Genomic DNA, 24060 nt, shown 5'->3' with positions numbered 1-24060 from the left:
TACCGGGCTGAAATAAGTTATAATTAACTCAGTCCGAACGAAACGAAAGGATGATTCTATGGAAATCAACTTAAAATGTAATAACGGTTCTGCTAAATTAGTAATGCCAAAAGCAGGTAACGACGTTAAATCACCGTACGTACCCGCTAAGATCGTGGTGGACTTAACTAACAGTGACCTTCAACAGAAGATTGCGATTCGTTGCGTCGCCCAACCGAAAGTATTAGGTTCTGACAGTAAAGATGCCTTGGTTATGAGTCATGGCAACTTCATCGACGTTATGATGACTAACACCACTTCGAAACTAAAAAAACTGGGGATTAACGTTAAGATTAACTCCAGCATTATTAAGTAATTAATTTAATTTTTCATAATTTATGCATTGCTTGATCGGAAAAGATCGGTCAATGTATTTTTTTGTACCCTATTTACCACTCTGTAGACACTGAACTAACTTTTCCTCTTCAGTCTTCAGAAACCACATCGTATCATGATCGATTTTATGATGTGGCTTGCGACGAACGATCTTCAAGGCTGATTTAAGTTGAAAGGCAATTTGATAAGGTTCACTGGGGTATTTAACTCTAGCTAAGATATGGGTCGTAATGCGATCGGCTTTTGTCGCGTCATCACTCACGATGGCCCGAGCTAAACGATTAATTAATTCTTGCATCTGGACACGCTCCTTTAAACAGGTTCTATTTTAGCAAATTTTCCAAAAGAAAAAGAACCCGAATTCACAATTTTCGAGCTCTAGATTAATTATCAAAATTACTTTTCGTATTTATTCTTGTGGCCGTTGCATAACTCGTAAAGATCGTCCATTTCTTCATCAGTTGTGTAATAACCGTGGGTATCGTTTTCGCTGGCTAAAATCTTTTTAGCTTTTTGAATGTCCATCTTATACCCCTCTTTACTTTGAATTTACAAATTAATACTACCCTATCAGTTGATAATTAATCAAATTACGTGATTTTCGGGTCATATCACTAAACATGCTATAATATAAGTAACGATAGTCATTTAAGGAGTTAATATTATTAATCCAATTCAAATCATTCTGGACGGGATCTTACAGCGTCAGATCGACGTTAATTATCGACCGCACCTGAAGCCTGAACATGACGGTGATCCAATCGATCCACCTAGTCCACGTGAATACCAAATTAATAACATTAAAAAGATCATCGACAGTGGTGACGTGCTGACCGTCAAGCGCAAAAGCACCCTTGGTAAAGCCATCGTTGCCTACTATAAAACTCCTTACGGAAAACGATTGATTCATCACTGGTTACTTTCCAAAGCGATGATCAAGCAACCACATAAAAAGCCGAAGATCATGATGGTCATGTTATTTGCCAACGGGATTTTCAAGGATTCGTTAGCCCCCGAAAACTTTATCATGTGGCTAATTACTGACTACGGAATTAAATAACTTTAACTAAATCTAAAAAGCAGCGTTATTTTTTAATCAATAACGCTGTTTTATTTATTTTTTAGCTTTTTTAATCAATTCTGAAATGGTTGGATTATTCTTGATATCCTTTTGACTAGCGCTCTTAATGCGAATCTTACGAGAATGATGACGCTTACGGTGATAGATAAAGGTCTGCTTCTGATCATAATCGTAATTGGCGGCATATTGATTAGCTAAATCACGACCGGGCGCAATCTTTGAATTAGCTTTACTAGGATCGTAATCCGGAGCGCTGACCAAATACCATTTATGAGCCGGATCATGATTACCGACCCCATCGTTAATGGCTTGCTCGATGGCGTCCATAAAGTACCGATCGGTACCGGACCATTCTGGTGTACTGTAAATAATCCGAATGTTAGCTAAATTAAGCAAGAACGGTTTCGTGTGTTTACTAATGACCATTAAAAATTGTCCTTTCTGAAGCAGCGGATATCGTCCAATCATTACTACTTCAATTATATCACGCCTTGTGAAGTGAATTCTTCACGAACTTCATTAGCTTATACAAGCCATAGCATAGCATCAGTAGCCAACCCACAATGCTTAACGTACTCATAACTTTAAAGAACTCGCCAGGCTGGTATTGAATACTGAGATGATTAGTTACACCACGCTTTAAACGGAGCTGAATAGCACCCACAAGTGACTTTTTAGGATCGATCCGGTGACCATTCAAGCGAACGATCGAGTGTCGGTAATCAGTGACCGGTACCAAGATCCGTTTACGAGTCATCCCAATCTGGCCTAGATTATTCAAATTAGCCTTTCCTGGTAAGCGCCAGCTTAGATTAATCTGATGACTTTTAACTTGCTTCTTAAAATGAATTGGGTTATTAATGTAGGCTTTCGCATAGTCACGATATATTGGTGAGCTATAATAACCCTTCTGTGTCATCTGATGCGGAGTTGGTAAATAATCCGTCGTAATCTTATTAACGATCGTTAGGCCCCGGTGAAGATTATGGCTTCGGTAAGCTGATCTTAATAATGGACCGTCGAAGCGATGCTTAGAAATTCCACCGTTGAAATGAACGACGTAGTTACGGTTCCAAACGGTTGAAGACGCCCATTTAATGTAACTCATATTAGGTACTAACGTTACGATGAAGATGACGATCATAAAGAGACTTAGGACGCTGCGATTAATACTCGGCCAAGGTCTAATTACGGCCCGTTCCCAAACGTTAGTAATAATTCGGCCCAGTAACAGGAGTAATAATAATAGTGCGACGGGCAAGAAACGAGCCGGAAACTGAATGATACTGGAAATCTTGGGCCAGATTGGCCATAAATGATCCCACGGGAAATAAGCCGATGATAGCCATAGAAAACCTAGTCCATCAACCAAGATCGTCCAATCCAAGATGCGCAGGTGTTTCCACTGAAAAATTGCGTAAAGCAGAATTACGATCAGTAAAAATTCACCGGCCGGAATTTCAATGTGGTTAGAATGAAGCATTAACGCATTTTCCATCGACTGCATATGAAAGACTGGGTACGTCGGGATCAACTGGTTGGATGAATAAATATCGTAGATCGTCCCCAGAACGTTACCACTTAAAAGTGCCGTGATAATTACGGCAACGGTGCCGTTAATCAGCATTTTAATCGTATGATGAGTAAGAACGATCCCAACGAGAACGAAAGGAACCAGTGCCAATACGGCAATTAGGCTCGTCATGAGGTGAATCTGCAGGATCACCGCCATTGGCAAAGCTAGGTACAGGATCCGAATCCGACGACGCTGAACAATGTCAACACCGGCCATGATGATGAATGGTAAAAACGCGGCACCGAGGCCCATAAATTCGGAATTCCCGAACCAACTTGAGATGATTGGGTGAGTCAACATGTACATAAACGCTATGAAGATTGCGACAACGTGATTGACGTGACATTTTTTGGTCAACAGATACATCGCAACTCCGCTTAACGTTATCGTGATGAATAATAGCCAAAGTTGGAAATGAACCCAGCTATGGGTTGCCAAAAGCAACAGCCCACCTAAGTAGTTAAAGACCGGACCATATAACGCGTTTACGACTCGCCCACTCTGACCAAAGCCATACAGCGACATAAAATAACTGTAGTGACCAGTCGCAATCTGACGAGCGGCCTCGTAAAAACTGTTCATGTGAAAATGAGTATCAAGGCCACCGATAAACGATTGGCTACGAATTCCATATGATAACAGAACCAGCGTAAATGCCATGATCAATAAATATGGAATACCGTTAATTCCAATTCGTTTCCATTTTTTCAACATCATTACTACCCATCGATATATTTAGTGTCGTAATAATTATACATTATCCGGACTGTTGATAACATTGCCTGCATAGTATAGGTAGTAATAAAAAATGCCCCAGCTAAAAGGAGCTGAGACATCAACGATTGTTACAATATTTGATGATCTAATTATCGAACTGATCTAACGGTATATGCTTCTTAACGGCATCCCAATAATTTGGCACGAACTTCTGTTTCTTAAGCATCTTAATCTCATACGGATGTGGTGAAACAGATTTACCGTTAATGTCCTTAATAGACGGCGTTTCCAAAATCTTGGGAACGTTAGCTAGTTGTGGATGGTGGGCCACGTAATTCAAAGCTTTAAAACCGATGTGGCCCATGCCGATGTCTTGATGACGGTCCTTATGAGCACCACGTGGGTTCTTGGAATCATTCAGGTGAACGACCTTTAATCGATCCAGGCCGATGACATGATCGAATTTATTAAGGACGCCATCAAAATCGTCTTTGATGTGATAACCAGCATCACTGGTGTGGCAAGTGTCAAAACAAACAGCCAGCTTATCGTTATTCTGAACACCACTGATCATTTCAGCAATCTGTTCAAAATTACGGCCAACTTCGGTCCCCTTGCCGGCCATGGTTTCAATCGCAATCTGGCAGGTTTGATGCGGATCAATCACGTCGTTCAAGCCCTTAATGACGGACTTGATACCCTTTTCAGCACCGGCACCAACGTGAGCGCCCGGATGCCAGACGACTTCCTTAGCACCTAACGCTTCGGAACGTTTAACTTCGGTCCTTAACATCTGGACACCAAAGCCAAAGGTTCGCGGTCGTTTGGTGTTTGCTAGATTAATGATGTATGGTGCATGGACCACAACAGGCTCCATCTGATGATCTTTCATAAACGCCTTAGCTTCAGGAATATGAAGCTTAGATAACGGGGTTCGCTTTGAACTATATGGAGTTCCCGTAAAGACCATGAAGCTATTTTCACCGTAATCATAGGCCTGTTTAACGGATCCTAAGAATTGATCCTTGCCTTTCATACCAACGTGTGAACCGATTAAAAATCTACTCAATGATTTCACCTTCGAATTCGTTCAATTAATTGTTCTAATTCAGGTAAATTGTACCATATACAATACAGATCCTCGTTAATCAGCCCCTAAACTAAAGAGTCTTAGCTAAATATAATTAGCCAAGACTCCTTAATCGAGCGTTATTATAACTTCTAACGGATGATTAGTCCTTAGTCTTCATATAGGATAAATAATTATTGATTTGATTATCAATCGATTAATTAGGTCAATCATGTTGATTTTTACGAATACGTTCAAATCAATTGTCTTTGGTGATTTTTCGCCTTATATTGGAAAGTAAACTCATAAAGGGGTCAATCGAATGTATAAAGCAGTTGTATTTTTTGATTTAGATGGAACATTGTTAGATTCAACTAAGCATGTCCAGGCCAGTACCTTAAATGCCCTGACTTCATTACGGGATAACCATGTCTTACCAGTCATCTCTACCGGTCGCAATCTACTGATGATTTCTGACATTATGCGGGTCACCGGTGTTAAGACGGTTATCTGCAGTAACGGCAGTTACATTCAGTACCATCATAAGGTCTTAAATACAATTACGATCCCGAATGCGATTCTTCAAAAGTTAAGCTTGATGACCATCAAGCACCAGGACGCTATTTCATTTCAGACTCAGCATCAGGTCGTTCTTAACCAGTCAACACCTTTAACGGTCGCCAATTATGAGCATTTCAACGTTGACCCACCGATTCAGGCCAACTTCTACCAGAATCACCCGATTAATTTCGTTAATCTTTTCACCGATAAACTAGATCGATATTACATTAATCAATTTAAAGGTGAACTGCATATCGTTCGGAACAGTCCCTACTGCCTTGATGTTATGAAATCAGGTGTCAGTAAACAGTTGGGCGTTCAGATTTTGCTTAAAAAATTACACTTAGAAAACGTCCCTACCTATGCATTTGGTGACGGTATGAATGACATTAACATGTTTAATGAAGTTGACTATTCTGTTGCCATGGGCAACGCTTTAGCACCGTGTAAAGCTAACGGATCATTCATCACCGATACTAATAACCGTAACGGGATCGCTAAAGGCTTAAAACACTATGCCTTAATCTAAAAATCTAATAACGCAAAAGAGCTAGCTTCTCAGCTAGCTCTTTTTACGACAGTAGAAATGTTTTACACGATAGTGAATAGGACTTGAAGTATTCCAGAGGGGCATACTGTGGCATACCGACAACTGAATGGGGACAAAAACCTATGTATTATTTCTACCTGTCATTCCTATGTCTCAGCTTTAATATTAAATATTTACGCACGCTTTCCTGTGGCAATTTACGAGGACTAGCGTGTTTATTTTATGGTATTCATGTAATTTATAATTAATTATAAATTACAATTCTAAATCATGCTCACACACCGAAAAGTGAAGTAAAATTATTCACAAATTAAATATTTATGAATAAAAGTGAACATAGTGTTGACTGTTTTATTAAAATGTTTATTATTAAAGTTGTAGATAAGAAAAAGCGTATGCCAATATGAATATTGATCCTTACAATTTATTAAATAATTGTAAGGATTTTGAGTACCAAAATCTTTTAAGAGGTGGATGAATTATGACTCATACTAAAGGTCATAAGATTAACGCTTTAGAAGCTTTTGCATTGTCACTAGCCACCATGGCTCCAACTGGATCCATGGCCGGGAACACCGGTCCAGGTGCTAAATTCGCCGGTGTCAACCTACCGCTTTCATTCTTAATCGCCGCCATCGCGATGCTACTAGTTGCGACCGGCTTCTACGAAATGTCAAAACGAGTGGCTGCTGATGGATCAATTTATGCCTACAACAGAGTTGCATTAGGTGAACACTGGGGCTTTGTCTCAGGCTGGATTATCATGTTAAGCTATACTGTATTAAGTGTTGCTATGGCTGGTCAAGCTGGGATGTATGCTTCATTAGTACTTAAGAATATTGGGATTCAACTATCATCTGCAATGTGTGGTTTCATTATCTTGATCATCATGCTACTAATCCTTAGTCATGGGATTAAGTTAACCAGTAACATTTCCCTAGTTACTGAAGCACTTGCCGTTACCTTCCTATTGGTAATGAGTATCATCATTATCGCTAAAGGTGGGGATCAAGGTATCACGATCAAACCTTTCATTCCATCCACTAGTTTCTCTGGCATCGGTCAAGGTGTTGTTTACACCGTTCTTTGCTTCGTTGGTTTCGAAGTTGTTTGTACCGTTGCTACCCGTTGTAAAGAACCAAAGAAAGCCGTTCCGCATGCATTACTAGCTACAATTTTCGGTGGCATGGCAATCTTCGTATTCGTTAGTTATGCCGTTGTTATTGGCTATGGTACTGGTCACATTGGCACATTAGCTGCTTCTCAGACCCCATTAAACTCCTTAGCCGTTAGATTCATGGGACCTGAAATGGCATTCGTCGTTGATTTAGCCATTTTCATCAGTTGTTTTGGTGCCGACCTTTGTGTTACGAATGCCGCTATCTACATGTACTACGCCTTAGGTGAACACCACTACTTACCAAAGAGCTTAGGTGTATTTAATACTAAACACAACGCACCTAGTCATGCTGTATATACCGTATTAGCAATTTCCATCGTATTATACGCACTAGTTGCCTTTAAGTTCGGTGCCGTTAATGATTATCTGTACTACGTTACTTTAGGTGCCCTTTGCATGATCGTCATCTACATGCTTTCTTGTGTTGGTTCATTTGTATTCTTCAGAAAGCACAAGGACATCAAGCATTCATTCATCAAGCATGATTTTGCACCAATCGTTGGTTTTGTTGTTTTGGTATTTCCGCTAATTTCTAACATCTATCCAGTACCACAGTTCCCATTGAACTTAATGCCATATGCCGTTCTGGTATGGGGCGTAATTGGATACTTCATGAGTGTTCATCATACCAAGAGTTCATATAAGTCAATTTCCAGTAAGTAAATTCCAACCCTAAAATCAATTAAAAGCATCACGATTAATTCGTGATGCTTTTTTATTTGTCTCTATGATGACCATGATGATAATGTTTTGGCGGTAAGATAAACCAGATGATCAGCATGATTAACGCTATAAAGATGATCAACGCGCCTAGTCCGAACATCCCGGCAAAGATGTAACCGAGCCAGGTCTCCCAATTCTGCGGCATTTTATCGCTTCCACTTCTTGTAAATAATTACACCCACCAGGGCAACAACTAACCAGGTCAACGCTTCGGCAATTGGGTATGGAAGCCCCAGTGTATCCGAAAAGATCTTTTCGGTCACGAAATGTAAAAATTTCATAATAAACCGTGCGGCAACAACACCGCCATGAACCAAGATGTCCATCAATAATCACCCTATCGTTAGATATATTCTATCTGAAATCGCCTTAATGTTAAAATATAGGCAGTCTAAAACAAGGATCGATAAACATGAACACCGGAATCTTTAAAATTAAATACAATCATCACATCATTATGACAACCTTAATCGAAGGCTGCATCTACCTACGGGTCAGCGACGTGGACCACTTTTTTGCCTTTGATGATATTGAAATGATCAAGAACGAAGACGTAATGGGCCTCGGCAACGTCGCCGTCATCAATAACGATCGTTACGCAGACGTAACGGCCATGATGACGTTATTGTTCAACGAACTCACTAATGAAGACATTCAGAACACCCATTACGCAACGAACATGCGTAATTTCTGCCGTTGGCTGGTGAGTCCCGAATTCAATCAACAGGTCATGGAATACGTCTCCGGCTGGTGCCTAACTTGGGATACGTCTGATCATACACATTTCCTAAAGTACAGTGATCGGGATCGCAAAGTTGCCAATCTAGGCGGGATTTGTAACAACTACGTGCGATCAAATCAAAATTATAACATCCCATTCGATAACAAACCCCTAGAAGAAATCCTTGGTGAAACCTTAGAAGCCGTTGAAAACCAAAAGGAATCCATCATGGAAAAAGCACCGAAGACGCCGTTCTACTGGGGTAACATTCGTTGTCAACAGTTACCCGCGAGTGTTATTCACGGTAAGAGCCGTCTCTTGCGTAATGGCTTTTGGACGTATAATCATCGCTTGTTAGTTGTTTATCAACAGTATCTAGCATTATAAAAAGAAACATTTAATCACATATTTAAGTAATTAATTTAAAAAGATTAAATCTCACCCGTTAGTAGCCTATTATTAAGGCTGGGAGGTTAATATTTATGAAATACGCAATTTTAGGCGCTGGCGCAATGGGATTACGGTTCGGTGTCCTACTTCAACAAGCTGGCTATCCGGTTGATTTCGTCGATACGTGGAAACCACAGGTCGGCACGATCCGTAAGCAACACGGTGTTTATATTTCCAGAGATGGCAAGGGCCGACATTTAGTCAAGGTCAACATTTATTCACCCGAAGAATACCAGGATCATCCCGACATCGTCATGTTTGAACCCAAACAGATGGGTTTAGACGAAATGTTAAAGCGCTGCAAGCACTTTTTTAATGACAAGCAATATGCCATTACCTTTATGAACGGCATGGGTCACATCCCGAAAATCGATAAATACTTTGATAAGAGTCATGTTATCGGTGGAACCGCAATGATCGCAACCGTTCTTAACAAGGCGGGTGACGATAACTTCATCGGCAAACCCGGTAGCGGATCCTGTCATATTTGTAAGCAGGATGGTAAACCTGGCAAGGTCACCAAAGAATTAATTAAGGAATTCCAGAAAGCTAATTTAAACCCGCATTACACCACGAACTTCATTGGGATGTTCCTAAACAAACTTCTATTGAACTCCGTGGGTAATACCCTATGTACCGCATTCCAGTGCAACATGGGTCAGTTCATCAGTTCACCCGCATCAAAGCCGTTATCAATTAGCTTGATCAACGAAGCCTACGACGTTTGTGAACGTGCCGGAATTCACTTACTCAACGACCGTCAAACAGAATGGCAGAATATGTACCACGCCGCAAAGTACGCCATGCCAGAACATTACCCGTCAATGTGCCAGGATATGTTCAAGAATCGACCAACCGAAGTCGACTACATCAACGGCTACATTTACCGCTTAGGCCTCAAATATCATTATGTAGCCCATAACCAAAAAATGGCAATTGACTTAGTTCACCTGGCTGAATCTCTACATAAAATTAAAAAATAAGCCATTATATCAATAAATAAAAAGGCATCTGATTAATTAATCAGGTGCCTTTTTGGACGGGAGATTACTTTAATTGTAATTACAGAGGCTTACGAACGAACGGATTAGAACTGAAGCCCTTGCTTAAAATGGCTTTGATCCATTCCTTAGCACAGAAAAGTGAATGGTCACGATAATTACCACAACTGTATTTAGTGTGAGCGGGAACGTCAGACCAAGTAAACTTATCTTCAATTTCTTTAAGGGCCGACGTCAAAGCTTTGCCAACTTCGTTAACACTGTGGTGACCCAAGAGAATTAAGTGAAAACCGGTTCGGCTAGCAAACGGTGAATTATCAATGTAGCCGGTTAAACGATCCCTTAATAAACTAGCTAATGAATGTTCAATCGTATGAAGGCCACCGGTTGGGATGACGTTACCGCAGTTCGGCTGAACGAAACGACAGTCAAAATGTTTAATCTGGTCACCCTTCGGACCCTTTTGAGTCTGTGCTAAATAAACGTAAGGTGCTTTAACTTTAGCTAAATCAAAATCTAATTTTTCACTCATTTTGAAAATCTCCTTTAATCTCGCACGATTTCACATCTATCTACATCAACTAAAAATCATTAAATCGGTTTGCGAACGTATGGGTCAGTACTGATCTTTTCGTTCAGAATTCGTTTAGCCCACCACTTAACTGAAAACAGTGAAAGGTCATTAACGTTGGCACAATTATGTTCGTTGACTCTTGGAATATCTTTCCAGGTGACCTTATTTGCGATTAATTCCAGGATCTTCTTTTCAGCTTTCGCAACTTCAGTGGTTGAATGTTCACCCCAGAGAATTAAGTGAAAACCGGTCCCACAGCCAAAGGTTGAACAGGCAACGTAACCCTTTAAGTACTTAGGGAAATACTTTGCGAATAAATGTTCTAAAGTATGAAAACCAGCGGTTGGTAAGTAAGCTTTATTTGGTTGAGAAACTCGAACGTCAAAATTGGAAATTACGTCGCCCTTTGGTCCATTAGAAGTATCAATTAAACGAACGTACGGTGCCTTAACTTTAGTATGATCCAATGAAAAACTTTCAACTTTAGCCATAATCAAGATCTCCTTTTTAATAATTAAGCATTAAATGCTGGATAACTAACGTCTTTATATAAACGATGAATAACTTTGATGACTGCCGGGGTGTGGTAAGCACGCACGATTTCTTTATAAATCAGATTATTTCGTTGTGATTTCTTAGTAATGATAATATTGATCCAAGGTTTGTTAACCTTTAACTTCGGGTTCGGGTTAATTCGATAAATTGAATCCGTGACGGGATTCTTATGGTTAGCCTGAACGAAGTTACTGTTGGTAATGCCTGCCGAGAAGTCAGGTAATAATTTCATGATCGCTCCGGCATCAACCTCTTCAATCTTCAAATGCTTAGGATTTGAAATAATATCCTGTGGTGTCGGCATGATCCCTTTCTTTGGATTAAGTTTAATTAAACCGGCATGTTGTAAAACATCTAGAGCTCGCCCGGCATTCGTTGAATCGTTCGGGATTGCGATTGAACCATGATCTTTAATGTGGTGAATATTCTTGAGATGCTTTGAATAAATGTTTAACGGTTGAATATAAGTCTGACCAACCGAAACCAGATGAAAGCCATCCGACTTGTTTTCGTTATTCATGAAAGCGTAGTGTTGACAGGCATTTAGATTTAATTGCCCATCATTAGTTGCCCGATCGACCTGAATTCCGTTGGCAAACGGAATGGTCTTCACGTAAATGTGCTTTTTTGCCAACTTATGATTAACGGCGTTCCAAATCGGGTTATCATTCGTTCCGATAACACCCACTTTGATGATCTTGTCGTTGGCAATGCTGTGGTTATAAGCGATCCCCTGGAAACATAAGAGCCCTAGCACTAGCACTGCTATGATCAGGAACCAGCTCCTGAAGCTGTGAATTTTAAATTTCATGGCATCACTTCCAGTTAATTAAGCGTTAAATCAATGAGTGGTCTTGTTGCTCAGGAACGTTCCCGAGAGCTGAATTACTGATACCATCAACAGTAATACGATAATACAGGCGATCGTAACGTCGAATTCGTTCTGCTGGTAGCCATATTGGATGGCATAGTTACCAATGCCACCACCACCAACGACACCGACGATTGCGGTCAAACCAACTAGATTAACTAACGTCGTGGTGGTCATCCGAATGATGTCCGGCAGGCTCTGTCGTAAGTAAATTGCTTTAATGATCTCAAACGGCGATAAACCAATTGCCTGCCCCGTTTCGATTAAACCTGGGCTAACCGAAGCCAGAGCGGATTCAATCTGACGGGTAAAGAACGGTGTGATACCAACGATCAAGGGAAACAAGCTACCTTTAACCCCAATCGCGGTTCCGCTGATCAAGTTCGTCAGCGGAATCAAAGCCACGATCAGAATGATGAACGGGATTGAACGAAACAGGTTAATTAATTTATCTAACGTGTTCCAGATCACCAAATTCTGTAAGATTCCCTTTTGTTTGGTAACCGTTAAGATTACACCAAGGATAATACTTAAGATAAATGAAATAATACCAGTGATAATGATCATCTCAATCGTTTGAACGATTGAAATCGTGAAATCACTGTAGTTAGTTGTAACGTTTGGGAACCAATGTGCAAGAAAACTAATCATTGTCGATCACCTTCAAACCGATACTCTTAATTTGCTTTAGATAAGCTAACGTATGACTGATATTTTGGGAATCACCGGATAGCGCTACTAATAACCCACCAAATGGTGAACCCTGGAGAATATCAACGTCGCCTAAAATGATGTTGACGTCGACGTTGAACTTTCGGGAAATAATCGAGATTAACGGGACGTTAGTAGTACCCTTCTTATAAAGGATTTTGATTAACTTACTGTGTTCCGGTAATTTGATCGCATCTAGTGATTTCCGATCAATACTCAGATGAATGACCGTGTTGACAAAGTTCTGGGTCAACGATTTCTGCGGATTAGAAAAGGTCGAATAAACACTACCCTTTTCAATGATCTTGCCATCATGCAATACGGCAACGTAATCACACAAGTCTTCGATTACTTTCATCTCATGGGTGACAACCACTAATGTGATCCCTTCCTGTTGGTTCAACTTCTTTAGTAGTTTAATAATCGATCCGGTAATTTCAGGATCCAGAGCACTTGTCGCTTCATCACATAAAATGATTTTCGGCTGACTAATTAAAGCTCGAGCAATTGCGGCCCGTTGCTTTTGACCGCCGGATAACGAAGACGGATAATCATTGGCTTTATTCAACAAGCCAACTAACGAAAGGACCTTGGTTACTTTTTTGTGAACCAAGTTTCGATCCAGATGTAAATATTTAATGGGTAACGCAACGTTTTCGGCGATTGTATATAGCGGTAATAAATTAAACTGCTGGAAGATCATCCCAATCTCAGACCGGATCTTCAGCATCTGATGATTATCTAACTTATTGACCTGATGACCTTTAAAGATCACGTTACCGCTGGTCGGTTTTTCAAGACCATTGATACAGCGAAGTAACGTTGATTTACCAGCACCACTGTGACCAATGATGCCAAAGACGCTGCCCTGCGGGATGTTTAGGTTGACCCCATCAAGGACCGTTTGAATCCCGTCCGAATGACGGTAATTTTTCTTAACGTTCTGCAAACTAATGATTGATTCACTCATAATTTAGATCCTCCTTCCGATATGGGGACGAAAAAACGCCCCTGAATTATACGGTCGATTAAGAAATTAATCGCATAATTCAGGGGCGCTACTTTATGTATTACGAGTATCGCTGTGCCACCCATATGTTCAACGGCCCAATTACTCAGGTCGTCCTTAATGAGCACACTTCTTAAAAGAAGTAAGCTCAGATATTGATAATGAATATCGACTCATAAACAGTTTGCCGATCAGCTCGCTGTTCATCGCTCCTAGACCATTTTCGTTAAACATCGGTAACTTGCCTCTCACCAAACGCAATTCGCTGTACCAACTGATGAATAATTACTTATCTATTCATTGCGATTAATCTATATTTAATTCAACTTTCACTTAACAATGATAAACATATTTTTGATTTTGTCAAGAATATAAATAACATTTTACATTTTAATCAGTCTAATCATCTAATTTAATCAGATCATAATTAATTCATATTAATAAAAAGTTAACTATTTAATTAAATCTAGACAAAATGGCGTCTAATAACGCACTTACAATTGTCGGAACCAGATTGTCGCTAAAATAACTGACTACTAAACCGATTAACAGGATTAAAAATAATCCAATACTGATTGAATAAAATTTAGCGTTCGTTGTCATATTAATCACCCATCTTCGAAATCTCTAATCATTATCTTCACCATGATCAATGCATGGTCATTCCACCAGTAATGTTGATTGCTTGACCGGTCATGTAATCAGATAAGTGACTGCCTAAGAACAAGGCGATGTTGGCAACGTCCTGTGGCTGACCGGTGCGACCAAGCGGAACCTGGCTAATGTCTTCTTTCTTGATGGCTTCAGGTGTCGTGTGTCTGATCCGAGCGGCGTCACGACGTTCACGGTGCTTCATAGCCGTTTCGATAATTCCTGGGCAAATGGCGTTGACGTTGATGTGGTACTTAGCAATTTCTAAGGCCAGAACCCTTAAGATCCCTAAGATTGCGTGCTTAGAACCACAGTAAGAAGCTTCAAAGCGGTAACCATTCTTACCGGATTGTGAATCAACAACGATGATCTTGCCAGGGATATGATGCTTAACTAATAAGCGACCAAAGTATTTCGCAACGAAGTAAAAGCCACAGGTATTGGTATCAAAGTTTCGGTAAAAGTCACTGGTCTTACTTTCTAACATATAATCCAAAGTTGAAATCCCAGCGACGTGAATCACGATTTCTGGAACGATATGGTGAGCGTCCATATACTTAGCTAAATCGATAATTTCCTTTTCGTTTCGAACGTCGACATGAATTCGGTAATAATGATCATTGATCTTGGTTAACTTTGGATATTTTTTAGCGTCGAAACGAATATCAGCGGCATAGACAATCGAGCCTTCGTTTAAATAATTATCGACGATCGATTTACCAATACCACGATAACTGCCAACTACTAAAACACGTTTATTCTTTAATTCTTTAAACATCTAATCAATCCTTTCTAAATTATCAAATTACTTGGGTACGAAAAAACGCCCCTGAACTATACGATCGATCAAAATTAATTAATCGCATAATTCAGGGGCGCTAATACTAATATGTATGCGCTGTGCCACCCATATGTTCAATGACCCGATTACTCGAGTCATCCTTAATAAGCACACTTCTTAAACGAAGTAAGCTCAGATACTAATAATGAGTATCGACTCATAAACAGCTTGCCATTTAACTCACTGTTCATCGCTCCTAGACCATTTTCGTTAAACATCAGTAGTTTGCCTTTCACCTGACGCAACTCGCTGTGTCAACTGATGAATAATTACTTATCTACTCATCGCGATTGATTTATGCTGATTTGAATTTTCATTTAAATATCTTAGACCCTAATTTAAATCTGTCAAGGGTAAAATTAACTTTTATTTAATAAAATTATTTAATTACCTATATATTCAAAATAAAAATTAATTTATTTTAGAAATAAGTTTATTATTTATTTGACATGGCCATTTTTAAGTTTTACGGTACTTCATGAAATTTGAATTAAGCAATTATTTGATTACGTCGAATGAATAAGTAGTTAAATCATTGATTCTAAAGAGAACTGGGCTTGATGAGATCCAGGAATTAAATGGTTAACGAAATGGTTCAAGAGTAATTTAGCCGCGAACTTTTAAGCTAGCGGCTAACGTTCAACGTTCGTTATTACGTTCTGATATTCAATTATGAGTATCCAGTAAAGGGTAACCCGTTATGGATTACTGAATTAGGAGTGGCACAGCGCTTCATACATAATAACAACGCCTCTGAGATTTACGTAAATGATACGTAAATTTTGGAGGTGTTTTTTTGTTTATCAATTTAAATTCGCAGCAAGGAGGATCAATAATTTATGCCTAAATACAATCATCAATATTTACATTATGATATCGTCGGTAGTTTCTTAAGACCGAAGCCGTTAAAGTCAGCTCGACAGGCCTATCGTGAACATCGCATCACTCACGAAGACTTGACGCAGGTTGAAGACGCTGAAATCGCTAAACTGGTTAGGAAAGAAATCAATTCTGGATTAAAGATCGTCACGGACGGTGAATTCAGACGCAATAATTGTTTCTTGGATACCGTTGCTGGTTTCAACGGGATTGAAAAGACCGGTCAATACAACGTGATCCCGTTCAAAAACGATCCGTTAAAGGTTCCAGCCATTAAGGTTACCGGAAAAATCTCGTTTAACCCAAATCATCCCGACTTGAAAGCCTTTAAATATCTCCATGAACTAACGGCTGACGAACCGGTAATTCCACGGCAAAGTATCCCAGCTCCAGCCCAGTTCTATAGCATGCTGGCCCTGGATAAAAAATGCTTTGCATCACTAAAGCAATATTATTCTGACATCCGCTCGTTCATTAATGATCTAGGCAAAGCCTATCATGATCTGATCATGGTTTTATATCATGCCGGATGTCGGGACCTTAAGTTAGATGATTGTACCTGGGCAGCGCTATGCAGTTCGACCTTTTGGAAAATCATCGGTAAAGGTCGCAGTCGTAAAGCGACGAAACGCTTAACGTTAAAGCTCGATAATGCCGCATTGAAAGATTTACCGAAAGACTTAAACCTTTCCACCCACGTCTGTCGTGGTAACTTCGCATCCCACTGGATGACTTCCGGTGGTTATGAATACGTAGCACCCTGTTTATTCAATCGTGAAAAATTAAACCAGTTCTTCCTGGAATTCGACGATGACCGTTCGGGTGGCTTTGAACCGTTAAAACACGCTAACAACAACGACCAGATCATTTTGGGATTAATCACCAGCAAACGTCCACAGTTGGAAAATTCCGATCATTTGATTGACCGGATTCATCAAGCATCAAAATATGTCCCAATTCAAAATCTAGGCCTAAGTCCGCAGTGTGGTTTTGCGTCAACCGAAGAAGGCAATCACCTTACCGAGCAGCAACAATGGGCCAAGATCAGATTAATGGTCAATACCGCTCAGAAAGTTTGGAACTAAAGATTTATGAAAAGAAAGTGTGATTAAAATGACTGAATTCGTTCATTATGATACCGTTGGCAGTTTCTTAAGACCAAAGGATTTAAAAGAAGCTCGTAAAAATTATTTTGATAACCATTCAATTTCTAAAGACCAATATTTAGCAATTTTACATAAGGATATTGATGCGGTCGTTAAAAAACAAAAGGATCTAGGTTTGAAAATCGTTACCGATGGTGAATTTAGCCGAACGGACTTTGCGGACAGCACCATCAGTAGCTTCTCGGGCGTTGATGTTCCGAGAAATCAGCATTCCATCGTACCATTCCATCACCAGCGCCGTAAATTACCGGCCCTTCGCTTAGTTGGTAAGATTGCTTTTAATCCAGCAGAATCGAAGGATTTACGGGATTTTAATTATCTCAAGAAAGTCGCTAAAAAATATCACGTTACACCTCGTCAAAGTGTTTCAGCACCTGTTAATACCTTCTGTTTCCTGTTCAGTCAGCCTGCCAACAGAAAGGCTTTAAAGAAGTATTACCCTAATTTTGACGACTTTATTCACGATTTCTGTTCTGCCTATCATCAACTGTTCTTATCATTATACAAGGCTGGCTGCCGAGACATTAAAATCGATGACCCCGCATTTACAGGATTAAACGATGTTCACGCCTGGCCGTTCATCACTGGTGGTCTATTTGGTCGAGACCAAGCTAAACGTGTCTTTATCACCCTAACAAACGGTGCTTTAAAGGATCTGCCGTCAGACTTAAGATTATCCACCCATCTATGTCGAGGCAATAACGGCTCCGACTGGCTATACTCTGGTGGATATGACTACATTGCGGATGCCGTCTTCGCTAAGGAAAACGTGGGTTCATTCTTCCTGGAATACGATGACAAGCGCTCCGGTGGCTTTGAGCCCTTAAAGTACGTGCCAAAAGGTAAGAAAGTCGTTCTAGGTTTAGTTACCAGTAAACGACCTGAATTAGAGAAGCCCGCGGATCTAATTAAACGCATTCACGAAGCATCTAAATACGTCCCGCTAAAGGACCTAGCTTTAAGTCCACAGTGTGGCTTCGCCTCCACCGAACAAGGTAATCACCTCACTGAACAGCAGCAGTGGGCCAAGATTAAGTTAGTTATCGATACCGCTAAAAAAGTTTGGGGTTAACCCATTTTATAAATAAATAATTTAAATTAAAGGAGGACAATTCTTATGCCTAAGTTTAAGAACCAAGATTTACATTATGATATTGTTGGAAGTTTCTTACGTCCCAAGAATTTAAAGCGAGCTCGTCTAAATTATCATCTGGGAAATATCTCTCGGAATGATTTAACCCAAATCGAAGACGCGGACATCGCTAAATTAGTTCAAAAAGAAAAGCAAAACGGCTTAAAGATCGTCACCGATGGTGAATTTCGCCGTAGTTGGTGGCATTTAGATACTTTCTGGGGCTTTAACGGGATCGCCCACGTCAAAGATAAACACGGTTATCAATTCCATGGTGAAGAAACCAGAAAGGATTCCGCTAGAGTAAGCGGTAAGATCTCCTTTAATCCGGGTCATCCCGACTTAAAGGCCTATCGCTATCTTCATAACCTAATCAGTGATGATCCCGATATCGTTGCTCGGCAAAGTATTCCGTCGCCAGCTCAATTGTTTAACGAATTGATCCGCGGTCCTGAAAATATTAAGGCCTTGGAGAAATACTACTCCAATCTCAAAGACCTAATTCATGACGTCGGCAAAGCTTATCATGATCTAATTATCGCTTTATATAATTCTGGCTGTCGTGACGTTAAGCTAGATGACTGTACCTGGGCGACGCTTTGTGACCCAAGTTTCCATTCGCTAATTGATAAGTTAGCCAAGAAGTCGTCCCTTAAGATCGATTGGCCAAAACTAATCAAACTGAACTTAGTCTTTAATAACGAAGCCATTAAAGACTTACCGAAAGATTTAGTAGTCAACACCCATAGCTGTCGTGGTAATTATGACTCCCATTGGGCTGCTCAAGGTGGCTATGAACCCGTTGCCAAAGAATTATTTGGCAAAGAAAATGTCGATAACTACTACCTAGAATACGATACCAAACGTAGCGGTGACTTTAAGCCGTTGCAATACGTCAATGGTAATAAGGGCGTCGTCTTAGGCTTAGTTACCACCAAGAAACCTGAATTAGAAAGCCAGCAACATCTAATCCACCGTATTCATGAAGCCACTAAATACGTTCCATTGGATCGGTTATCAATCAGTCCGCAATGTGGCTTTTCATCAACTGAAGAAGGCAACCATCTAACAGAAGCGCAACAGTGGGCCAAGATTAGGTTAGTTGTTGATACGGCTAAGAAAGTCTGGAATTAATTATCAACATCATTGATAACAAAAAATCCTCTAACTGCTAGGCCTAAAGCTTAGTAATTAGAGGACTTTTCAGTTCACAGATTAATTTAGTTTTTAGTATTTAGTAACCAATTTCTTATTCGAAGTAAACAGGTCTAAGTGACCATGGTGAATACCAACGGCTTTAGTCATGTAACCAGTACGCTTGTGATAAACGGTAATGTATTTAACGACCGTTAAAACCACGTTGGGGTTAACGTGACCGATAAATTTACCCTTCAAGGTATAAAGGTTGATGCCGTGACGGCCGGTTACCTGTAATAAATGAACTCGCTTGGAACGGTAATAGTTCGGGTTATAGGTGATCTTGGCACGGGATCTACGATTATTACGACGATAATTCGTCTTAACAACCTGTTTCTTGATTACTTTCCGAGCGGAACGAGTTCGACGAATCTTTGGCTGGGCGTTTGAATCAGACGCAATCTGCATCTTAGCCTGACGTTTAGTAACGTTTTTACCAGTCCAGAATGACATTGGTTTATTAGCACCATCTGGAAAGACGGAAGCATCAACTCGTTCTCTCAAAGCCGGACTGTAATGGGAATCAGTGTATTGCCATAAATCATAATGGTAAGGCAAGTTTGGTTCTGGACCGTATTGAGCGACCCATAAGCCATCATAAGCATTTCTGGTTTGCGGCGTCGTGTGAGTATTCATAAAGTATGATCCACTGTATAAGATTGCTGGTTTAGTGGTGATCTGATGAATTTCGTTGGCCCAAGCCTGGGTTGAAGCGTTGTACTGACTGCCAGCAAGATTTTCTTCGGAATCATTGACGTAGAAGTTAGCCTGTGGAGCACGCTGGTATAATGCTTTAGCTTCGGCAGATGCCTGAGCGGGATTGGCGTAGACACTGTAATCATAAGCACCATACGGAATGTTGTTCTTCTGCATTTCGTAGGCGTTGTGATTGAACTGATTATCAGTTACTAGGCCACCTTGTTCAGCCTTTAAAATCATAAAATTAACCTCATGTTTTAACTGGCCAGCCTGCTGATTATTAATGTAGCCTTGCCAGCCCGAAATATCATAGGCGTTCGCAGCGTTAACTGAAGTCGTGTTTGACAAGTTAGCGCCACCGATAAACAAAGCAAGCACAAGACCGATCGTTAGGACGACTGGCCATAAAATAGTTTTCAACAATTTATGATCTTTAACCATAGAAAAATTTCCTTTTACCAATTAAAGATTTAACAGAAGTTCCTTTAACTTTCATTTAATATATTAACGGCTCATGATTACGTAACCGTTACAAAAACTTAACTTTTTTAATATACCAACTGATCTTCGTAAAATAAAGGGCCTGATGCTTATTGCATCAGGCCTTTTTGAATTATTATATTTAATATTTATTATTAATTAATTTTAACTAATTTATCAAAATCACCCTTCAGACTCTGGTACAAGTCTTTATAGAGCTGATAGTACTTATTGTAAATCTGATGATTCTTCGGGTTTGGTTTAACCGGCTGACCTAAGACCTGCCACTGCTTGACTTGGGATAATTTCAATTGATGAGTAGTTAGGCCAGCCATAATGGCGTCACCCAATCCAGCTTCCGCGTTGTTCTTCGGAATTCGAACTGGATAACCTGTTACATCAGCAAACATCTGAACCCACTGCGGTGAATGGGTTACTCCACCAGCAATAATGATATAGTCGCCAAGGTTGGTGCCAATCTGTTCCATACTATTCCGTAATGCATAACAGACCGCTTCTTCAAAAGCGTGGAATAAATCATACTTGCTGTGGCTTAGTGACAAGCCAAAAATCACACCACGGGCGTTTGAATTCCAGATCGGAGCTCGTTCACCCATGAAGTACGGCAGGGCCACGATCCCATTACTACCGGGTTTAACGTTTTTAGATTTTTGATCCAATACTTTATAGGTATTTGGTCCACCATGTTTTTCAGCGGTAAACTCTTTCTGAGCCATTTCGTTCCGGAACCACTTAACGATTGCACCAGCTGTGGCGGCACCCGAGAAGTTATAGGTCAGGTGCTTAGAATTAAACGGGTACGGCCATGTAATCAATCGTTTAGCTTTAATTGGCTTTTCTGTGACCAATGAAGCGTTCATCGATGAACCGATGTCAGCGACATAATGACCGGGTTTAAAGGCACCCATCCCGACACCGGTAGCACCAACGTCAACACCACCGGAGATGATTGGGATATCAGGCTTTAAAGCCATCTTCTTGGCAAACCAGTTATTCAGATAACCGACAACGGTCGTGCCATCAACCATCCGTTGTGGCATCATTTGCATTGGAATGCCCATGGCTTTCATCATTTCTTTTGACCAGCAATGCTTATTAATGTTATAGATTCCGCCGATGTTACCAGCTGCCGAATGATTGATCGCAATCTCACCAGTAAACTTATAGATAATGTAATCAGCTGGTGGCATAAAGAGTTTAATCTTTTTCCAATTCTGCGGCTCGTGGTTCTTAATCCAAAGAATCTTGGTGTAACCATAATAAGGGTCAACGACATCATCACCAGTGATTTCGGCTAAGCGCTTGGTGTCAACATGCTTCTTGACCCATTCACATTCCTTTTGAGCGCGACGGTCCATCCAAATCAATGCGGGCCGAACTGGTAACATACTTTTATCCAACGGAATCCCGGAGCCACCGTACAAGCCACTGATGCCAATCCCTTTAATCTGGTTAACGTTAACTTTCGACCGTTTGACAACGTTACGAATTGTATCCTGAACGGCCTTTAACCAAACATTCGGCCACTCTTCAGCCCACAATGGCTTGGACGTTAATAAATTATATTCTTCTAGATCCTGAGCGATGATCTTACCAGTCGTATCGATCATGATACTTTTGGTACTTGAAGTTCCGATATCAGTTCCAATCAAATAATTCATAAAGATGGCCCCCTAAAACAGCTGATGGTTTAATAATGCTGTTTGTTTATAAATCTGATGGTAGACCGGATATAGATGATTATAAATTTTGACGTTATTATAGCGAGGTCGATAAACTTCACCAAAGTGAACGAATTTCTTAGCGCATTTTTGAAAATCAGGGAACCAGCCGAGACCAACGGCAGCGATCATTGCGGCACCAATGCCAGGCCCTTGTTCATTGATTAATTTATAGACGTTGGTATTAAGCATATCTGCTTCGATTTGTGGCCAGAGTGGGCTGCGGGAGCCACCGCCGATTGCGACAACTGATTTAACGTGGGTCCCCCGCTTCCGATAGATATTTGCTAGATCACGAAAACTAAAGCCGACACCTTCCATGACGGCCCTGACAAAATCACCGACGTTATCAGTGGCATCGACACCGATAAAACTGCCCCGAATTCGGGTATCAGCATACGGTGCTCGTTCACCGACTAAGTACGGGGTGAATAGTAGTCGATTTGATCCTACGGGTGCTTTCATAGCTAGTTTGTCCAGATCTTTCATGGGTTCATGTTTCAAAAATGTATTCCGGAACCAACGGAGTGATTCACCAGCTGACAACGTAACACCCATTGAGTAGTAAGTCTTAGGAATGGCACCGTCTTCGCACTGGAGTTGACCCTGATAATTAACGTTCTTGTCAGGTTCATACTTTAAGACCACGCCAGAGGTACCTAAACTAGTTGACATCATCCCAGGCTTAATAATCCCGGAACCAACGGCACCCGCTGCGTTATCTGCAGCGCCAGCGAAGACCTTAGCCTTAGTAGACAGGCCCGTTAATTTAGCACAGGCTTCACTCACGTTACCTACATAGCTAGTTGAGTCAACTAACGGCGGGCACATCGATCGTGAGATATGGAACGTCTTCAAGATTTTTGGGTCCCACTGCTGAGTCCGCATGTTTAGCATTATGGTTCCCGTAGCGTCGGAGTAATCAACATTTAATTGATCGGTCATTTTCAAACGAACGTAATCTTTAGGCTGGCAAATGTAAGCAACCCTTTGCCAGAGTTTCGGTTGATTTTCCTGCACCCACATAATTTTTGGTAACGTAAAGCCGGCTAACGGCTGATTATGGGTGATCTTGATAAATGATTGCCCCATCTTATCCATAATTTCATGACATTGTTGAGTAGTCCGAGTGTCGTTCCAGAGGATTGCCGAACGTAACGGCTGATAATTTCGGTCTAGTAAGACTAGGCCATGCATTTGACCAGAATAGCTGAGACCCTGAATTGATTCAGGCTGTAACTGACTATTTTTCATTAAATAATGGATCGCGGCCTCGGTACCTTTGACCCAATCATCAGGATTTTGCTCATTATAACCCGGTTTGGGCTGAATTAACGGATAATGACGGATTGCTTGAGCCGCTAAACGACCCACGTGGTCGACCGCCGAGACTTTAACCGCACTGGTCCCTAAATCGATTCCTAAAACATACTTTTGCATCTGGATCACCCTTGTCTATAATAATGATACCGCTTTCATTATTGGGGTAAAAACAAAAGGTCTGGTGATTTCCACCAAACCTTTCTCAATATTAATATTCATATTTAAT

Annotated in this window: 25 protein-coding genes; 9 read left to right on the top strand and 16 right to left on the bottom strand. The window is 40.6% G+C overall.

Going from position 1 to position 24060, the window contains the following annotated elements:
- The first annotated feature begins 58 nt into the window (after nucleotides 1-58).
- Nucleotides 59-355, top strand: a complete 297-nt coding sequence (locus ELX58_RS04690; protein WP_133442004.1) for a hypothetical protein — start codon at nucleotides 59-61, stop codon at nucleotides 353-355.
- Nucleotides 356-424: 69 nt separating this feature from the next.
- On the opposite strand, the gene ELX58_RS04685 is transcribed toward ELX58_RS04690, so the two are convergent.
- Nucleotides 425-673 carry a hypothetical protein gene (locus ELX58_RS04685; RefSeq protein ID WP_133442003.1) on the bottom strand — a complete coding sequence of 83 codons (249 nt, stop codon included), beginning with the start codon at nucleotides 671-673 and terminating at the stop codon, nucleotides 425-427.
- Nucleotides 674-771: 98 nt separating this feature from the next.
- The gene (locus ELX58_RS08080; protein ID WP_257791753.1) at nucleotides 772-900 is read right to left on the bottom strand and encodes a hypothetical protein; all 129 of its coding nucleotides are present in this window, start codon (nucleotides 898-900) and stop codon (nucleotides 772-774) included.
- A gap of 301 nt (nucleotides 901-1201) precedes the next feature.
- Between ELX58_RS08080 and ELX58_RS04680 the strand changes: the two genes are divergently transcribed.
- Entirely contained in the window at nucleotides 1202-1435 is a 234-nt protein-coding gene (locus ELX58_RS04680) for a hypothetical protein (protein ID WP_133442002.1), read from the top strand.
- Between the two features lie 54 nt (nucleotides 1436-1489).
- Here ELX58_RS04680 and ELX58_RS04675 read toward each other — a convergent pair whose 3' ends face one another.
- The 3 genes from ELX58_RS04675 to ELX58_RS04665 form a co-directional block, all read right to left on the bottom strand.
- On the bottom strand, nucleotides 1490-1882 hold the full coding sequence (locus tag ELX58_RS04675; RefSeq protein WP_133442001.1) for a hypothetical protein: 393 nt from the start codon (nucleotides 1880-1882) through the stop codon (nucleotides 1490-1492).
- A 58-nt stretch (nucleotides 1883-1940) separates the two neighbouring features.
- Nucleotides 1941-3749 (bottom strand): 6-pyruvoyl-tetrahydropterin synthase-related protein, encoded by a 1809-nt coding sequence (locus ELX58_RS04670; protein WP_133442000.1) that lies wholly within the window; start codon nucleotides 3747-3749, stop codon nucleotides 1941-1943.
- 145 nt (nucleotides 3750-3894) lie between these two features.
- Complete coding sequence (locus ELX58_RS04665; RefSeq protein WP_257791752.1) at nucleotides 3895-4818, bottom strand: deoxyribonuclease IV; 924 nt, start codon at nucleotides 4816-4818, stop codon at nucleotides 3895-3897.
- Between the two features lie 322 nt (nucleotides 4819-5140).
- Between ELX58_RS04665 and ELX58_RS04660 the strand changes: the two genes are divergently transcribed.
- Nucleotides 5141-5908, top strand: a complete 768-nt coding sequence (locus ELX58_RS04660; protein WP_133441998.1) for a Cof-type HAD-IIB family hydrolase — start codon at nucleotides 5141-5143, stop codon at nucleotides 5906-5908.
- A 502-nt stretch (nucleotides 5909-6410) separates the two neighbouring features.
- Nucleotides 6411-7772 (top strand): APC family permease, encoded by a 1362-nt coding sequence (locus ELX58_RS04655; protein WP_133441997.1) that lies wholly within the window; start codon nucleotides 6411-6413, stop codon nucleotides 7770-7772.
- Nucleotides 7773-7824: 52 nt separating this feature from the next.
- Here ELX58_RS04655 and ELX58_RS07920 read toward each other — a convergent pair whose 3' ends face one another.
- Nucleotides 7825-7977, bottom strand: coding sequence for a hypothetical protein (locus tag ELX58_RS07920; protein WP_162614647.1), 153 nt, complete (start codon nucleotides 7975-7977; stop codon nucleotides 7825-7827).
- 1 nt (nucleotide 7978) lies between these two features.
- Nucleotides 7979-8158 (bottom strand): hypothetical protein, encoded by a 180-nt coding sequence (locus ELX58_RS04650; protein ID WP_133441996.1) that lies wholly within the window; start codon nucleotides 8156-8158, stop codon nucleotides 7979-7981.
- An 86-nt stretch (nucleotides 8159-8244) separates the two neighbouring features.
- Between ELX58_RS04650 and ELX58_RS04645 the strand changes: the two genes are divergently transcribed.
- Complete coding sequence (locus ELX58_RS04645; protein ID WP_133441995.1) at nucleotides 8245-8940, top strand: hypothetical protein; 696 nt, start codon at nucleotides 8245-8247, stop codon at nucleotides 8938-8940.
- A 95-nt stretch (nucleotides 8941-9035) separates the two neighbouring features.
- Nucleotides 9036-9986: a ketopantoate reductase family protein gene (locus ELX58_RS04640; RefSeq protein ID WP_133441994.1), complete on the top strand. Its 951-nt coding sequence runs from the start codon at nucleotides 9036-9038 to the stop codon at nucleotides 9984-9986.
- Between the two features lie 79 nt (nucleotides 9987-10065).
- Here ELX58_RS04640 and ELX58_RS04635 read toward each other — a convergent pair whose 3' ends face one another.
- From ELX58_RS04635 to ELX58_RS04610, 6 genes are all read right to left on the bottom strand, one after another.
- Complete coding sequence (locus tag ELX58_RS04635; RefSeq protein WP_133441993.1) at nucleotides 10066-10536, bottom strand: S-ribosylhomocysteine lyase; 471 nt, start codon at nucleotides 10534-10536, stop codon at nucleotides 10066-10068.
- A gap of 59 nt (nucleotides 10537-10595) precedes the next feature.
- Complete coding sequence (locus ELX58_RS04630) at nucleotides 10596-11069, bottom strand: S-ribosylhomocysteine lyase (RefSeq protein WP_133441992.1); 474 nt, start codon at nucleotides 11067-11069, stop codon at nucleotides 10596-10598.
- Nucleotides 11070-11092: 23 nt separating this feature from the next.
- Nucleotides 11093-11944 carry a MetQ/NlpA family ABC transporter substrate-binding protein gene (locus ELX58_RS04625; RefSeq protein ID WP_133441991.1) on the bottom strand — a complete coding sequence of 284 codons (852 nt, stop codon included), beginning with the start codon at nucleotides 11942-11944 and terminating at the stop codon, nucleotides 11093-11095.
- A 30-nt stretch (nucleotides 11945-11974) separates the two neighbouring features.
- Entirely contained in the window at nucleotides 11975-12655 is a 681-nt protein-coding gene (locus ELX58_RS04620) for a methionine ABC transporter permease (protein ID WP_133441990.1), read from the bottom strand.
- Nucleotides 12648-13685: a methionine ABC transporter ATP-binding protein gene (locus ELX58_RS04615; RefSeq protein ID WP_236747654.1), complete on the bottom strand. Its 1038-nt coding sequence runs from the start codon at nucleotides 13683-13685 to the stop codon at nucleotides 12648-12650. Before ELX58_RS04615 ends, ELX58_RS04620 begins: the two co-directional genes overlap by 8 nt.
- Nucleotides 13686-14373: 688 nt before the next feature.
- Nucleotides 14374-15153 (bottom strand): SDR family NAD(P)-dependent oxidoreductase, encoded by a 780-nt coding sequence (locus tag ELX58_RS04610; protein WP_133441988.1) that lies wholly within the window; start codon nucleotides 15151-15153, stop codon nucleotides 14374-14376.
- 902 nt (nucleotides 15154-16055) lie between these two features.
- On the opposite strand from ELX58_RS04610, the gene ELX58_RS04605 reads away from it, so the two are divergent.
- From ELX58_RS04605 to ELX58_RS04595, 3 genes are read left to right on the top strand one after another with little or no spacing between them, the layout of a single operon-like run.
- Nucleotides 16056-17180 carry a 5-methyltetrahydropteroyltriglutamate--homocysteine S-methyltransferase gene (locus ELX58_RS04605; RefSeq protein WP_133441987.1) on the top strand — a complete coding sequence of 375 codons (1125 nt, stop codon included), beginning with the start codon at nucleotides 16056-16058 and terminating at the stop codon, nucleotides 17178-17180.
- Nucleotides 17181-17208: 28 nt separating this feature from the next.
- Complete coding sequence (locus tag ELX58_RS04600) at nucleotides 17209-18333, top strand: uroporphyrinogen decarboxylase/cobalamine-independent methonine synthase family protein (RefSeq protein ID WP_133441986.1); 1125 nt, start codon at nucleotides 17209-17211, stop codon at nucleotides 18331-18333.
- Nucleotides 18334-18378: 45 nt separating this feature from the next.
- Entirely contained in the window at nucleotides 18379-19527 is a 1149-nt protein-coding gene (locus tag ELX58_RS04595) for a 5-methyltetrahydropteroyltriglutamate--homocysteine S-methyltransferase (RefSeq protein ID WP_133441985.1), read from the top strand.
- 93 nt (nucleotides 19528-19620) lie between these two features.
- Here the strand turns inward: ELX58_RS04595 and ELX58_RS04590 are convergent, their stop codons facing one another.
- The 3 genes from ELX58_RS04590 to xylB form a co-directional block, all read right to left on the bottom strand.
- On the bottom strand, nucleotides 19621-20730 hold the full coding sequence (locus tag ELX58_RS04590; protein ID WP_133441984.1) for a GH25 family lysozyme: 1110 nt from the start codon (nucleotides 20728-20730) through the stop codon (nucleotides 19621-19623).
- A gap of 194 nt (nucleotides 20731-20924) precedes the next feature.
- Nucleotides 20925-22451, bottom strand: coding sequence for an FGGY-family carbohydrate kinase (locus ELX58_RS04585; RefSeq protein WP_133441983.1), 1527 nt, complete (start codon nucleotides 22449-22451; stop codon nucleotides 20925-20927).
- Nucleotides 22452-22463: 12 nt separating this feature from the next.
- Entirely contained in the window at nucleotides 22464-23951 is a 1488-nt protein-coding gene (xylB, locus tag ELX58_RS04580) for a xylulokinase (protein ID WP_133441982.1), read from the bottom strand.
- Nucleotides 23952-24060 lie beyond the last annotated feature (109 nt).

Origin of the sequence: Acetilactobacillus jinshanensis, from assembly GCF_004359375.1 — a bacterium.
GTDB lineage: Bacteria > Bacillota > Bacilli > Lactobacillales > Lactobacillaceae > Acetilactobacillus > Acetilactobacillus jinshanensis.
Note: the sequence above shows the minus strand (reverse complement) of the source record. Positions and strands in the feature narration are given on the sequence as shown.

Excerpts from the sequence above, each read along its gene's own strand:
- ELX58_RS04690 (WP_133442004.1), top strand. The coding sequence starts at position 59 with ATGGAAATCAACTTAAAATGTAATAACGGTTCTGCTAAATTAGTAATG.
- ELX58_RS04685 (WP_133442003.1), bottom strand. The coding sequence starts at position 673 with ATGCAAGAATTAATTAATCGTTTAGCTCGGGCCATCGTGAGTGATGAC.
- ELX58_RS08080 (WP_257791753.1), bottom strand. The coding sequence starts at position 900 with ATGGACATTCAAAAAGCTAAAAAGATTTTAGCCAGCGAAAACGATACC.
- ELX58_RS04675 (WP_133442001.1), bottom strand. The coding sequence starts at position 1,882 with ATGGTCATTAGTAAACACACGAAACCGTTCTTGCTTAATTTAGCTAAC.
- ELX58_RS04670 (WP_133442000.1), bottom strand. The coding sequence starts at position 3,749 with ATGATGTTGAAAAAATGGAAACGAATTGGAATTAACGGTATTCCATAT.
- ELX58_RS04660 (WP_133441998.1), top strand. The coding sequence starts at position 5,141 with ATGTATAAAGCAGTTGTATTTTTTGATTTAGATGGAACATTGTTAGAT.
- ELX58_RS04655 (WP_133441997.1), top strand. The coding sequence starts at position 6,411 with ATGACTCATACTAAAGGTCATAAGATTAACGCTTTAGAAGCTTTTGCA.
- ELX58_RS07920 (WP_162614647.1), bottom strand. The coding sequence starts at position 7,977 with ATGCCGCAGAATTGGGAGACCTGGCTCGGTTACATCTTTGCCGGGATG.
- ELX58_RS04650 (WP_133441996.1), bottom strand. The coding sequence starts at position 8,158 with ATGGACATCTTGGTTCATGGCGGTGTTGTTGCCGCACGGTTTATTATG.
- ELX58_RS04645 (WP_133441995.1), top strand. The coding sequence starts at position 8,245 with ATGAACACCGGAATCTTTAAAATTAAATACAATCATCACATCATTATG.
- ELX58_RS04640 (WP_133441994.1), top strand. The coding sequence starts at position 9,036 with ATGAAATACGCAATTTTAGGCGCTGGCGCAATGGGATTACGGTTCGGT.
- ELX58_RS04635 (WP_133441993.1), bottom strand. The coding sequence starts at position 10,536 with ATGAGTGAAAAATTAGATTTTGATTTAGCTAAAGTTAAAGCACCTTAC.
- ELX58_RS04630 (WP_133441992.1), bottom strand. The coding sequence starts at position 11,069 with ATGGCTAAAGTTGAAAGTTTTTCATTGGATCATACTAAAGTTAAGGCA.
- ELX58_RS04625 (WP_133441991.1), bottom strand. The coding sequence starts at position 11,944 with ATGAAATTTAAAATTCACAGCTTCAGGAGCTGGTTCCTGATCATAGCA.
- ELX58_RS04620 (WP_133441990.1), bottom strand. The coding sequence starts at position 12,655 with ATGATTAGTTTTCTTGCACATTGGTTCCCAAACGTTACAACTAACTAC.
- ELX58_RS04615 (WP_236747654.1), bottom strand. The coding sequence starts at position 13,685 with ATGAGTGAATCAATCATTAGTTTGCAGAACGTTAAGAAAAATTACCGT.
- ELX58_RS04610 (WP_133441988.1), bottom strand. The coding sequence starts at position 15,153 with ATGTTTAAAGAATTAAAGAATAAACGTGTTTTAGTAGTTGGCAGTTAT.
- ELX58_RS04605 (WP_133441987.1), top strand. The coding sequence starts at position 16,056 with ATGCCTAAATACAATCATCAATATTTACATTATGATATCGTCGGTAGT.
- ELX58_RS04600 (WP_133441986.1), top strand. The coding sequence starts at position 17,209 with ATGACTGAATTCGTTCATTATGATACCGTTGGCAGTTTCTTAAGACCA.
- ELX58_RS04595 (WP_133441985.1), top strand. The coding sequence starts at position 18,379 with ATGCCTAAGTTTAAGAACCAAGATTTACATTATGATATTGTTGGAAGT.
- ELX58_RS04590 (WP_133441984.1), bottom strand. The coding sequence starts at position 20,730 with ATGGTTAAAGATCATAAATTGTTGAAAACTATTTTATGGCCAGTCGTC.
- ELX58_RS04585 (WP_133441983.1), bottom strand. The coding sequence starts at position 22,451 with ATGAATTATTTGATTGGAACTGATATCGGAACTTCAAGTACCAAAAGT.
- xylB (WP_133441982.1), bottom strand. The coding sequence starts at position 23,951 with ATGCAAAAGTATGTTTTAGGAATCGATTTAGGGACCAGTGCGGTTAAA.